This is a genomic window from Roseateles sp. AC306, assembly GCF_979253795.1.
The window spans coordinates 25,785-38,596 of the sequence record NZ_CEEDEB010000002.1; the positions used below are offsets into that span (position 1 = coordinate 25,785).

Sequence of the window (12,812 nt, forward strand, 5' to 3'; positions counted from 1 at the left end):
CTCCAGGCAGCCGCATCTTCGGCTTGGCGCGGATTCTGCGTGGTTTTGGCGGCGCAGCCGTTCGTCAGTTGCCAACGCCGAGTCGGGCGTGAAATTCGCGGGAGCCGCTAGACGCGCCCGAGCAGCATCGCCATGGCGGCTTCGCCGGCCGGCTTGGTCAGGTGTGCGTCAAAGCCGGCGGCACGTGAGCGGCGCTTGTCTTCTTCTGTACCCCAACCCGTCAGCGCGATCAGCAAGGTCGACGCGAAGCGCGGGTCCTGGCGCAGCCGGGTGGCGAACTCGTGGCCCGTCATGCCGGGCATGCCGACATCACAGAAGATCGCCTGGGGCTGGAACACCGGCGCGGCCTCCAGCGCGTCCGCGCCGCTGTGCTGCACGCGCACCTCATGGCCTTCCAGCGACAGCAGCATTGCAAGCGACTCGGCGGCGTCTTCGTTGTCGTCCACGACAAGCACGCGCAGCGGCTTCTGCGCCTGCGCCGCCGCCTCGGGGGCAGCGGCCACAGGCGCGGCCTGCACGGCCAGCAGCGGCAGGTGGATCGTGAACGTGCTGCCCAGCCCCGGCCCCGGACTGGCGGCACTCACCTGGCCGCCGTGCAGCGTGACCAGGCTGCGTACGAGGGCCAGGCCGATGCCCAGGCCGCCCTGGGCGCGTTCCAGAGAACGGTTCACCTGGGCAAACATGTCGAACACCCTCGCCGTCATGTCCGGCGGCAGGCCCACGCCGCTGTCCTGCACGGCCAGCACCGCCTGCTGCCCCGCAAGCGCCAGCGTGACGGCGATACGGCCGCCATCGGGCGTGTACTTGGCCGCGTTGTTGACCAGGTTGCTCAAGGATTGAGCCAGCCGCGCTGCATCGCCGTCAACCCAGACCGCCTCGTCGGGCAAGGCGACGCTCAGCTGATGCCCACCCCGTGCGATCAACGGCGCGCAGGATTCCAGCGCCGTCTCCACCACCCGACGCAGGTCAAGCCGCTCGCGCTGCAGGACGAGCTTGCCGGTCGAGATGCGCGACACCTCCATCAGGTCGTCGATGAGGCGCAGCAACTGGCGCATCTGCCGGTCCATCATGGCCGTGACGGTCTGGCGGCGGACGGCGTCGGCGGGCAGCTGCGACAGCAGCTCCAGCCCGGTGCGGATGGGGGCCAGCGGGTTGCGCAGCTCGTGCGCCAGCGTGGCGAGGAACTCGTCCTTGCGCTGGTCGGCGCGGCGCAATGCGCGGTCGGCCTGCACCAGGGTTTCGATCTGGTCGCGGATCTGGTACTGCCAGCGCCGCCCGCGCAATGCCGTCATCACGGCGCTGAGCATGGTGCGCATGGACGTCGGCCGGTCCAGCACCGTCAGGTTGCGCAGCCCCGCCTCGCGCAGCGACGGGGCGAGCAGACCCTGGCGGCACAGGGCCAGCAGCGGCAGGTTGGACCATGCCGGCTGGCTCTGCAACGACACGAGCAGGCCGGAAAACCCTGGCCCGGCCAGCGTCAGGTCGGTGAACATCAAGGCGCCGGCACCCTCATGGATCAGCTCCTGGGCGTGGCGCCAGTCGCGGGCGACGACACCCTCCAGGTCGGCCCCCGCCAGCGCGCGCCGCGTGACAGCCGCGTCGCGCGCCGTCGGGGCGAGGATGAGCACCCGCTCGCTGTAGGTCGGCTCACAAGGAAATGCCGGGCCGCCCCAAGTTTCCTTGACCCCCTCGGGGGGCGGGCTGGGCGCAGCCCAGACCTGGGAGCGCTCAGTTCCGCCCGCCGCCATCGTCGGCCCCTCCCACCGGCACCTTGGCGCTGCCAAGTTCGACGGGCACGCCCGACAGAACACCGCGCAGATGGGTCAGCGGCGGCCCGAGATGGACGCCCTTCTCGTCGAACCACAGCTGGCGGATGGTGTCTTCGTGGCGCCCGCTGCGCTTCTTGACGACCGAGATGGCCTTGCGCACCGCGCCTTCATGCTCGTACATGCGGAACAGCATGATGGCGTCTGCCAGGTAGCTGGTGTCGACAACGTTGCGCATGCTGGCGCCCATCAGCCCCGACTGTGTCGCGACGAGGAAGGTTGCAACGCCGTGGTTGTTCAGATAGCTCAGCAACTCATGCAACTGGACGGTCAGCGCGCGCTCTTCCGGCATGGCGTTCAGGTAACCGTTGAGGCTGTCGATGACGACGACGCGTGCGCCGTCCTGCTCCACCGCGCTGCGCACAATATTGGCGAACTGGCTGGGCAGCACCTCGGCCGGATCGAGCTGGCGCACGACCAGGTTGCCCTCCAGGCCGTCGATGTCCATGCCCAGGCCTGAAAGGCGGTCCAGCAGCAGCGCGCGGGACTCCTCGAAGGTGAAGATGGCCGAACGCGTGCCGCGTCGCGCTGCCTGCACGGCGTATTGCGCCGCGATGGTGGACTTGCCCGACCCGGCCGGGCCGATGAGCAGCGTGGACGTGCCGCGATCCACCCCGCCACCGAGCAACTGGTCCAGCGCCGCAACGCCGCTGGGCACCGCGTCGCGGGCATAGGCAGAGCCATGTTCATTGGGCGTCAGCCGTGGAAAAACCTGAAGCCCTCCGCGCCGGATCAGCAAGTCCTGCTGGCCGCTGATGAAGTCGCTGCCGCGCAGCTTGGTGATGTGCAACTGCCGCTGCGCCGGCCCATACGCGGGCACCTTGCGCTCCAACGCGATGACGCCGGAGGCGATGCTGTGCACCTGCGTGTCGATGGTGTCGCCCGAGCGGTCATCCAGGAACAGCGCGGTGCAGTGCCGGCCGACGAAGAACTGCTTCAGCGCCAGGATCTGGCGGCGATAGCGAAGCGAGCTCTGGGCCAGGAGGCTCAGTTCGGACAGCGAGTCCAGCACCATGCGGCTGGGCTTGCAGCGCTCGACCGCCTCCAGGATTCGCTTGGTCGTCTCGTTCAGCTCCACCTCGGAGGGGTGGTACATCGTCAGCTCGGAGTCGCCCAGCAGGTCGCCCTCATCGACGACGAGTTCGACGATCTCGATGCCGTCCAGCGTCATGCCATGTGACTCCGCACCCGCACGCAGCTCGGCGGCCGTCTCACCCAGCGTCACGTAAAGGCAGGACTCGCCCTCCCGAACGCCCTGGATCAGGTACTGCAGGGCCAGCGTGGTCTTGCCGGCGCCCGGTTCGCCATCGATGAGGTAGAGCCGGCCCGCAATCAGCCCGCCATGCAACACCTCGTCCAGGCCGGGGACGCCGGTTGCGGAACGGGTCTTACTCCCTGTCATTGCACATCTCCAGTCACAAATTGGCCGCATTGCGAGTGGGCGCATACGGCGTGTTTCAGTGTATTGATGTGAAGCTGGGGGTTCAGGCCCGCCCGGAGCGAACGCGGCGCTGTCTGACACGGGCGCGGCCTGAACTGAAGCGGTCGTCGCGCGCCTGCTCACCGCCGCGACACCCCCCGACAGGCTGGACGCCATGCTCCACACCCACGTTTTCAGGTTCTCCGGTTTGCCGGCTCCCGCCGGCGCACGTCGATCGTCACCTGCATTGAGCGGCGAGCCTCATACTCTCCTCTCGAATCCATGTTCGAGCCGGCCTTGTCGCCCCGCCTCTGGCGCAACTCATTGACGACCGCATGGCCCGGCCATCGTCGCGCGACGACGCCGCGCCCGTGCATCCTGGAGATCCTGATGAAGTCGGCCCCCATTGCCCCCGAAACCCTGCGGCGCGACGCGCTCCGCGACGGTCTGCTTGCCACCGTCGACCTGCTCAAACGCCGCCGAGCCGCCGACATTGCCGAGGCCACCATCGAAGAGTACGTGAGCCTGAACTGGCTCGAATGGCATGGCGGCTCACTGCGCCTGACCACCACGGGCGAGAACATGTGCAAGCACCTGACCTCCGTGCTGGACCGCAACACGCCGCGCAGCGCGTACTGAGCGCGCCCCTGGCGCTGCAGTCTTAAGCCGTCTCGCTGCGATTGACTCGCCAGCAGTCCAGCAGCTGCCGCGCCAGCACGGGCAGCTCGCCACGGCCCACCCGCTTGGCAAAGCCGAAGCGCTCGCCGGCATAGAGGCGGTCATAGGCCATGCGCGACACATGCGCCGGCCAGCCTTGGCCTGCCATCAGCGCCGAGAAGCGTTCCAACTGGTGCAGCGCCGCCTGCACGGGCCGTTCATGGCTGGGCACAAGGTCGTCGACAACCAACCGAGCGCCACCGTTTTTGAAGGTGATGCGACGCGGTGCGAGGCTGGGCAGCGGAAGCGGCCGGCGGTGGCGGGAGTTCATGGCCGCGAAGATAGAACCGAGGCCCCGCACGCCTGCGCTGAAAAACACCGGTTCCGTCGACTGAGCGGCACGGCGACCGATCAGGCAGGCAAAGACGTGGCTTAGGTCACACCCGAGCCGGCTCGGGCGCGGCGCCTCAGCGCGTCGAACCGACGAGCCGGAGGATCTGCGTCATCAGTTGCTGGGGCCGCAAGGGCTTGCCGAGGTGGGCGTCGAAGCCGGCGTCCAAAGCATGGGCGCGGTCGGTCTCGCGCGAGAAGGCGGTCAGGGCGATCGCCGGCATGCGACGCTCTCCGTTCTCACTGAGTCTCAGCTCGCGGATCAGCTCGTAGCCATCGCGGCCCGGCATGCCAATGTCGCTGATCAACAGGTCGAAGCCGCGGGTGCCCAGGGTGTCGAGCGCCTCGTCCACCGACGCGGCATGGCGGACCTGCATGCCCTGGTCGCCCAGGATCATGGTCAGCATGGCGCTGGCCTCCACGTCGTCCTCAACCAGCAGCACCTGCAGCCCGACGAGCACCGTCGACGTGGCATCGCCCAACGCAGCAAAACCGCTGGCCACACCCGGCTCCGAAGGCTGCGCCATGGCCGGCGAGCCAGGCAGCCAGAAGCTGAACTGCGCGCCCAGCCCCCGCCCGCCACTCGCCACGCCGACGTGGCCGCCATGGGATTCGACGAGGCTCTTGACGATGGCCAGGCCCAGGCCGAGGCCGCCATGCTGGCGGTTGCTGGTGGCGTCGCTCTGGGCGAAGCGGTCAAAGACGAAGGGCAGGAAATCGGCCGCGATGCCTTTGCCCTGGTCGCCCACCGTGACGACCACGCCGCTGCCTTCGGCACGCAGCTTCAGCGTGATCTCGCTGCCCGCGGGGGAAAACTTGAGCGCATTGCCCAGCAGGTTCCACAGCACCTGCTGGATGCGCGAATCGTCGGCGTAGACCTTGAATTCTTCCCGCTCCAGGTCCAGCAGCAGCCGGTGACCATTGCGCTGCAGCAGCGGCTGCACGGCACTGGCGGCGGCCGCGATGAGGCTGCCCACGTCGACCCATTCCCTGTTCAGCGGCAGCTTGCCGAGGTTGAGGCGCGACATGTCGAGGATGTCCGAGATCAGCCGCGCCTGTATGTCGGCATTGCGCTCGATGGCGGCAAGGCCGCGCTCCAGCAGCTCGGGGCTGCTGCGCTTGCGCAGCATGTGGGCCCAGTTCAGGATGACGTTCAACGGCGTGCGCAACTCGTGCGACAGCACGGCGATGAGGTCGTCCTTGACCCGAATATTGTGCTCGGCGGTGCCGCGTGCGCTGCGCTCGCGTTCCAGCAGCTCCTGCCTCTGCTGCGCCACCAGCAGGCGCTGCGAGATATCGGTCGCCACGAGCATGGCGATGCCCGGCTCGATGTAGCTGGCCCCCGCCCACGCGACCGGCACGAGCCGGCCGTCGGGGTGGCTGAGCTGGAACTCCGCATGCGCACTGTCGCTGGACAACTGGCGCACGAAGGCCTCGGCCACAGGGCCGTCGGCAGGGGCCACGAAATCTTTCAGCGAGCGGCCGTTCACCTCGCCCTGCGTGCGCCCGAGCAAGGCCAGCAACGCGGGGTTGACGTCCAGCAGCCTGCCGTCGACGAGGTCCACCAGGCCAATGCCCCCCGGCGCCCGCTCGAAGGCGGCGCGGAATTTGGCCTCGCTGTGGCGCATCGCGTCCTCGGCCTCGCGCGTGCGCACCAGCGACTGGATGGTCGAGACCAGCACCGCCGGCTCGACCGGGTGGGTCAGGTAGGCGTCGGCGCCCGAGTCCAGTCCGCGCACCTTATCCTCGTCGGTCAGGTAGGCCGCCGTCAGGTGGATGACCGGCAGCTTGAAGGTGGTGGGCTGGCGGCGCAGGCGGCGGCAGACCTCCAGGCCGTCGATGTCGGGCAGATGGATGTCCAGCACGATGGCGGAGAGGCTCTCGTCGGCCAGGGCCAGCGCGCCGGCACCGGTCGACGCCTCGATGACCGGAAAACCCGCCGACTGGAGCAGGCGCACGGTGGTGTAGCGGCCGACCGGGTCGTCATTGACCACCAGCAGGCTGTGCCGCGAGCGGTCCAGCTTGCGCCCGCCCCACGCGCCAGACGGTTCCGGCCCCGTCATGGCTGAGTGGCCTCCAGCGGCGTTTTGGCCAGCCGCAGTGGCAGCGTGACGGTGAAGGTCGAGCCCTCCCCGGCCTGGCTTTGCAGCGCGATGCTGCCGCCCAGCAGCTCGGCCAGGCGTTTGCTCAGCGACAAGCCCAGGCCGGTGCCGCGCATGCGCTTCTGGATGGGGGAGTCGAGCTGGGAGAAGTCCTGGAAGATGGCCGAATGGAACTCGGGCGCGATGCCGATGCCGGTGTCCGCCACCGAGAAGACGATGGACTCGCCCTGCTGCACGGCCGACACGCGCACCTCACCCTGGGTGGTGAACTTCAGCGCGTTGGCGATGAAGTTGCGCAGGATCTGCGACAGCTTGGCGTTGTCGGTGAAGAGCTGCATGGTGCCCTGCGGCTCCTCGAAGATCAGCTGCACATCGGGGTTCACCAGCACCGGCTTGAACATGCCGCGCAGCGCCGAGAACATGTCCACCAGCTCGAACCAGGCCGGCGACACGTCGATGCGGCCCGCCTCGACCTTGGCCAGGTCCAGCAGGTCGTTGACCATCTCGGCGAACTCTTCCGACGTCGTGCGGATGAAGTTGATCTGCTTTTCCTGCTCCACCGTCAACGGGCCGTCGACCCGGTCCAGCAGCAGGCGCGTGAGGCTGCGGATGGAGGCGATCGGCGTGCGGAACTCGTGGCTCATGTAGGCCAGGAAGCGGCTCTTCAGCTCGGTGGCCTGGCGCAGTTGCTGGGCTTGCGTGTCCAGCTCGGCGTAGAGCGCCAGCACGCCACCGTTGGTCTCTTCCAGTTCCTCCTGCAGCGAAGTGACCTGTTGGCGCGACTCCGCCAGCGCCACTTGCAGCGCGTTGACTTCGAGGACGGACAGTTCTTGCATCAGGCTCTCGAAGTTCAATGGCGCCGCACGACGACGACCGTGGCGTCGTCGTGGCCACGGCAATGGTCACGGATGATCCAGCCGGCCACCACCATGGGCTCGCACTGAAGCAGGCCCGCCGCGTCGACCAGATTCCAGCGCGACACGATGCCGTCGGAAAACAGCACGAGGATCGCATGCTCCGGCCAATCGAAGGCGACGTCTTTCAGGCTGCGGATCTGCAAGCCCAGCGTGCCGGGCTGCGACATCAGGCTGCGATCGCTGACGCCCGAGATCAGGCGGCCGGAAACGTTGCCGGCGCCGGCAAACACCAGCTTGTCCAGCGACGGCTCGATGGCGACGATGGCGACCGCCGCACCGCGCGTGCGGCGCATCGTCGTGTGGGCATCCTCCAGCATCGCAGCCGGTTCGGTGGCTTTCGTGCGCTGGAACAGGTCCAGCGCCGTGTCCGACGCTTCTGCGGCCTCCGGGCCATGGCCCAGGCCGTCGGCCATCAGCAGCAGCGAGCGCCCGTCTTTGACGCGCAGGCCCCAGCCGTCGCCTGACACCTGCTCTCCCGGTGCCGACAGACCGATGCCCGCGACCGCGAAGCCCGGCCGGATTGGCGTTCTGGCCGTGCCGGACTCAAAGCGCGCCGAGATCACGGCCCCACGTTGCGGCAGCGAGAAGGCCGAGAAGCGGTTGGCGAGGCGCTTCACCGCGCCCAGCCCGGTGCCCGCCGTGCCACCGGTAGAGAAGCCGTCCTGCAGGCAGCGGCTCACATCCATGCCGGGGCCGGTGTCCAGTGACAGCAGCTCCACCGCATCGCCGTCCAGGCCCAGCAGCAGCGCGCCGCCACCCGCATGACGGAACAGATTGGTGCCAAGCTCGGTCACACCGAGCGCCAGGCGGCCGGCGGCGGCGTCGTCGAAGCCGAGTTCAGCGGCCAGCACATGCGCCGCACGACGCGCTTCGCCAACCTGGCTGGCATCGTCGATGGCAAACCGTTGATAGGGTCGCATGCGCGCTACTTCCAGCGCGTGATCGTCACGCGGGTGCCCTGACCGACGGTCGATTCCAGCTCGAACTCGTTGACCAGCCGCTTGCTGCCCGGCAGGCCCTTGCCCAGGCTGCCACCCGTCGTCCAGCCGTCCTTCATCGCCAGATCCATGTCCGGGATGCCAGGACCCTGGTCGACGAATGACAGCGTCAGGCCGGCGCGAAGGCCTTCCTGGCGCAGCCGCCATTCCATGTCACCACCGCCGCCATAGACCAGCGCGTTGCGCGACAGCTCACTGGCTGCGGTGACCATCTTGGTCTGGTCGACGAGGGAGAAGCCGAGTTGCTGCGCCAGCTTGCGCACGAATTGCCGGCTGGTGACGACATCGTTCTCGGTGCGGACCGGCACGCTGCCTTCAGTCGCGTTCGGATTCGCTGTCATCAGAATGCTCCTCGGTTGCCTGGCGGAGCAGTTCCATGCCGCGATCAACGTTCAATGCCGTGCGCACGCCGGTCAGCGAGAGGCCGAGTTCCACCAGCGTGATGGCCACGGCAGGCTGCATGCCCACGACGACCGAGTTGGCGCCGAGCACCTGGGCGATGCTGGAGATGCTGGCGAGCATGCGGCCGATGAAGGAGTCGACGAGCTCCAGCGCCGAGATGTCGATCAGCACACCGGTGGCGCCGGTGCGTTCGATCCTCGCGGCCAGGTCGTCCTGCAGGGCCAGGGCGGTCTGGTCCATCAGGTCGACCTGGATGGTGACCAGCAGGGTGCGACCCAGCTGGAGGATGGGGATGCGTTGCATGTCAGTCCGCCGCTGCGGACGTCGTTGCCGGTGCACCGGCCGCTGCAGGCTTGCTGCGGCTGACGACGAAGCCGGCGCGCTTCATCGCCACCTGCAACGCATCGGCCAGCGTGGCCTTGGTGATGATGCCTGCCAAGTCGATGCCCAGGTGCACGATGGTCTGCGCGATCTGCGGACGGATGCCGCTGATGATGCATTCGGCGCCCATCAGGCGGATGGCGGTGACGGTCTTCAGCAGATGCTGGGCGACCAGCGTGTCGACGGTGGGCACGCCGGTGATGTCGATGATGGCAATGGTGGAGCCGGTGTCGACGATGCGCTGCAGCAGCGCCTCCATGACGATCTGCGTGCGGCCGCTGTCCAGCGTGCCGATCATCGGCACGGCCAGCACGCCGTCCCAGAGCTTGATGACCGGCGTGGACAGCTCCAGCAGCTCCTGTTGCTGGCGGTTGATGAGCTCCTCGCGGCTGCGCTGGTAGGTCGTTACCGTGAACTGGGCCAGGTTGTCGATCAGCGTCGACACCTGCCACACGACTTCCAGCAGCGCGGCGGGTTCGCTGGCGAGCACCCGCTGCAAGCCGGAAAAGACCGGCTTCTTCAACGCCAGCACGAAGCGGCTGGTGTCCGCCGCCGTCGACCCTTGTGCGGCGCGCGAGCGCGACAGCGCGGCCAGGAATTCGCGGCTCTTCTCCCAGGCCCGGTCGTCGAAGTTGTCGATGCTGCCTTTGGCCTGCAGGCCAGACTGAAGCGCATCCAGCAACTGCTCGGTTCCCTGCACTTCGGTGCTCAGGCTCCGGCCGCCGCCACCGGCAGCCAGCTCGGCCTGCCATTCGGCAAGGACCTGGGCGCGATGCTGCGACAGCAGCGTTTCAAAGGCCGCACTGTTGTTCTTCATGGGTTCCTTGCCTGACCGGCGTTGGCCGCTGTTGCCTGCGTGCCGGGCTGGCATGGAGCGCCGCCGATAGTAGTCTCGGGATGCGGCCCTCTCTGTCGGACAACACGCCGCGCTGAAAGAGCGCGCAGCCTCTTGAGATCTCTCAACGCCGCCAGGGGGCGCTCAGGATGGCCTTGGCCGCTTCAGCCTCCGGCAGCGCCTTGGCGAACAGCCAGCCCTGTCCCACCTGCACACCCAGCTGCTCGAGCAAAGCCGCCTGCTGCTCGTCTTCGACGCCCTCGGCCAGCGTCTGCTTGCCCAGGGCCAAGGCCAGGCCGACGATGGTGCGGACGATCTCCTGCGCCTCGCGGCCGGCGGCCAGGCGGATGACGAAGCTGCGGTCGACCTTCAGCGTGTCGAAGGGGAAGCGATGCAGATAGGCCAGCGACGAATAGCCGGTGCCGAAGTCGTCGATGCTGAGCTTGAAGCCCATGCGCGCCAGCTCCCGCAGCACCTCGGCGCTGCGTTGCGGGTTGGCCATGGCCATGCTCTCGGTGACTTCAAGCTTCAAGCGGTGCGTGGGCACGTCGCCCAGGGCCGCCAGCGTCGCGCGGGCGTCGGCCAGCAGTTCGACATCGCGCTCCAGCTGCACGCCGGAAAGGTTGACGGCCACCTCGCCGGTGAAGCCCAGCGGCTGCCAGCGGCGCAGCTGGGCGGCGGCTTCGAGCAGGCCCCAGCGGCCTATGGCCGTGATCTGTCCGCTGGCCTCGGCCACCGGGATGAAGTCGCCCGGCATGAGCGGCGCTATGAGTTCCTGCCAGACCTCGTGCAGCGCCTGCACCGGCAGCGTCGGCGGGCGGCCGGTGCTGAGGTCCAGCGCGGTGCGGATCTGCGCCACCCGCTCGCCCCAGCCGGCCGCGCCTATCTTCGACGCCGAGAAGCGCGTCGCTTCGCCCGGCACGATCAGCCAGGTCAGCGTGGCGCCTTCCAGCGGCTGAACGACGAGCAAGGCCTCGCCGGGCGACATCAGTTTGGCCAACGCGGTCGGCGCGGGCAGCGTGGGCGTGACGAGGTCGGCATAGGCCGGGTAGGCCTTGGCGACGCGCTCGCGCTGGGCCGTCAGCGCCTCGCGCGCGGCCTGGGCAGCCTCGCGCTGCTGGCGCACCTGCTCGCGCACGGCGGCGAGTTCGTCGGCATTGGCCTTCTGCTGCTTCTTGCGCTCGGCGTCGGGCAAGGCCTTGAGTTGGGCCTTGGTCTCGTCGCTGCTGTTGCGGCGGCGCAGGCGGTCCTCCTCGCCCAGCGAAGCGTTCAGCGTGCTGTGCCTGGCCGAGGCGGCGGCGCGCAAGGTCTGCTCTTCCTCGAGCAGGGTGCGCAACGCCGGCGTGGCGGCCAGCACGCGGGCACTGGCGTCCACCAGCGCGCGGTGGGTGGCGCCGGCCTGCATGCGGTCGGCCACCTGCATGGCGCGGTCCACCCAGGCGGGCTCCAGCTTGTCGCCACGCTGGGCGCGCGCGGCGATCTCGCGCAGGAACTCATCGAAGGCCAGGCCCAGCACAAAGCCGCGCGCGCCTGCCAGGTCCAGGTCCAGCCAGCCACCGGGCGTGTCGAGCAACGCCGCGAACAGCGGCTGGTAGTCGCCCCAGGCGCCGGCCATGTCGCCCTTCAGCACACGGACGAGCGCCCGCACACCGGCGGCCTCCTGCGTCTGCGGATGGGCATCGCCATAGAGGCGCAGGCGGCTGCGGTGTATGCGCTCGACGATCTCCAGCGCCTCGTCGAAGCGGCCGTTCTTGGCCGCCAGCAGCGCGCGCAGCCGCCAGTCGCTGGCGCGGTCGCGGGCCAGGCTGTCGGCCGGCAGGCTGGCCAAAAACTCGCGGTAGAAGGCATCGGCCTCGGGCCAGCGGCGCAGGCCGATCAGCGAGCGCACCTGCTCCTGGCGCGCCAGCCAGCGCGCGTGGCTGGCGGCACCGGCGCCGGCGCGCTGCAGCATGTCGTCGGCGCGCTGCGCGTTCTCCAGCGCGGCGGCGTACTGACGCGACGCGACTTGCGCCTGCGCCAGGCGGTAGCTCCAGCGCGCGCCCAATGCGTCGGCGAGCTGACCGGAACGCCACAGCGCCAGGTTGGCCTGGCCGATCTGCACCGCCTCGGGCGCGCGGCCCTGGCGCACGAGGGCATAGGTCAGCATGCCCTGGGAGCCGTCGTACCAGCCGTAGGCGTCCTGCACGGCCGGGTCGCGTGCGCTTTTGTTCATGTCCTTGGCTGCGCGGCGCGCATCGTCCACGCCCTTCTGCGACAGGCGCACGGCCTCGCGCAGCGTGGCGCTGGCCTCGGCCAGGCGCCCGCTCCAGCGCTCGATCTCGGAGCGCACCTGCAGCCGGTCCACCTGCAGGCGCAGCGCGGCAGCGGGGTCGCTGTCGCCCATGGACTCCAGCGCCTGTTTGCTGAGGTTCTGGGCGCGCGACCAGGCGCGGTCGAGCATGGCGCGGTCCTTGGCCTGGGAAAGCGCATACACCTGGCGCAGCGCCGCGCTCGCGCGCAGAGGCAGTCCCAGCGTCGTGTCGCTGGCATAGGCATCGGCAGCCGCCAGGCCCTTGCCGGAACTACCCCAGACGAACTCGGCGCTGAGGTACTGGCGCACCCACAGCTCGCCGCCCGGCTGGCCGCGGCCGAGCTGCGCCAGCTCGGCCAGCAGCTCCACCCAGCGCCCGCGCTGCTCCAGCGACTGCGCCGCCCTGACCTGCTGCTGCAACAGCGCCAGCCGCGCCGCCGGCTCAACGGGCAGCGCTTCGGCCAGCAGGGCCTGCGCCTCGGCAGCGGGCATCAACGCGGTGGGTGAATCGCCCGCGTCCTCCTCGTCGACCTGGGCCAGCGCGGTCGTTGCCGCGATCAGTCCGGCCATCAGCCACATCAGCTTGCGCATGGG

At 69.1% G+C, this 12,812-nt stretch carries 11 protein-coding genes; 1 reads left to right on the forward strand and 10 read right to left on the reverse strand.

Features of this window, described 5'->3' with window-relative positions:
* Positions 1-107 precede the first annotated feature (107 nt).
* Together AC0IZJ_RS04785 and AC0IZJ_RS04790 are read right to left on the reverse strand one after the other, a co-directional pair.
* On the reverse strand, positions 108-1,628 hold the full coding sequence (locus tag AC0IZJ_RS04785; protein ID WP_471847200.1) for a hybrid sensor histidine kinase/response regulator: 1,521 nt from the start codon (positions 1,626-1,628) through the stop codon (positions 108-110).
* A 100-nt stretch (positions 1,629-1,728) separates the two neighbouring features.
* Positions 1,729-3,228: a DUF7125 family protein gene (locus AC0IZJ_RS04790; RefSeq protein WP_471847202.1), complete on the reverse strand. Its 1,500-nt coding sequence runs from the start codon at positions 3,226-3,228 to the stop codon at positions 1,729-1,731.
* Between the two features lie 300 nt (positions 3,229-3,528).
* Between AC0IZJ_RS04790 and AC0IZJ_RS04795 the strand changes: the two genes are divergently transcribed.
* Positions 3,529-3,885, forward strand: a complete 357-nt coding sequence (locus AC0IZJ_RS04795) for a hypothetical protein (protein ID WP_471847204.1) — start codon at positions 3,529-3,531, stop codon at positions 3,883-3,885.
* Between the two features lie 22 nt (positions 3,886-3,907).
* Here AC0IZJ_RS04795 and AC0IZJ_RS04800 read toward each other — a convergent pair whose 3' ends face one another.
* The 8 genes from AC0IZJ_RS04800 to AC0IZJ_RS04835 all read right to left on the reverse strand — a co-directional run bounded on the left by AC0IZJ_RS04800 (position 3,908) and on the right by AC0IZJ_RS04835 (position 12,809).
* Positions 3,908-4,234 (reverse strand): hypothetical protein, encoded by a 327-nt coding sequence (locus tag AC0IZJ_RS04800; RefSeq protein WP_471847206.1) that lies wholly within the window; start codon positions 4,232-4,234, stop codon positions 3,908-3,910.
* A gap of 136 nt (positions 4,235-4,370) precedes the next feature.
* Complete coding sequence (locus AC0IZJ_RS04805) at positions 4,371-6,356, reverse strand: hybrid sensor histidine kinase/response regulator (RefSeq protein ID WP_471847208.1); 1,986 nt, start codon at positions 6,354-6,356, stop codon at positions 4,371-4,373.
* The gene (locus tag AC0IZJ_RS04810; protein ID WP_471847210.1) at positions 6,353-7,231 is read right to left on the reverse strand and encodes a sensor histidine kinase; all 879 of its coding nucleotides are present in this window, start codon (positions 7,229-7,231) and stop codon (positions 6,353-6,355) included. Before AC0IZJ_RS04810 ends, AC0IZJ_RS04805 begins: the two co-directional genes overlap by 4 nt.
* A 14-nt stretch (positions 7,232-7,245) precedes the next feature.
* Entirely contained in the window at positions 7,246-8,232 is a 987-nt protein-coding gene (locus tag AC0IZJ_RS04815) for a SpoIIE family protein phosphatase (RefSeq protein ID WP_471847212.1), read from the reverse strand.
* A 5-nt stretch (positions 8,233-8,237) separates the two neighbouring features.
* Entirely contained in the window at positions 8,238-8,651 is a 414-nt protein-coding gene (locus tag AC0IZJ_RS04820) for an anti-sigma regulatory factor (protein WP_471847214.1), read from the reverse strand.
* Positions 8,626-9,015: an STAS domain-containing protein gene (locus AC0IZJ_RS04825; protein WP_471847216.1), complete on the reverse strand. Its 390-nt coding sequence runs from the start codon at positions 9,013-9,015 to the stop codon at positions 8,626-8,628. Before AC0IZJ_RS04825 ends, AC0IZJ_RS04820 begins: the two co-directional genes overlap by 26 nt.
* Before the next feature lies 1 nt (position 9,016).
* On the reverse strand, positions 9,017-9,910 hold the full coding sequence (locus tag AC0IZJ_RS04830) for an STAS domain-containing protein (RefSeq protein WP_471847218.1): 894 nt from the start codon (positions 9,908-9,910) through the stop codon (positions 9,017-9,019).
* 142 nt (positions 9,911-10,052) lie between these two features.
* Complete coding sequence (locus tag AC0IZJ_RS04835; RefSeq protein ID WP_471847220.1) at positions 10,053-12,809, reverse strand: EAL domain-containing protein; 2,757 nt, start codon at positions 12,807-12,809, stop codon at positions 10,053-10,055.
* Positions 12,810-12,812: the final 3 nt, after the last annotated feature.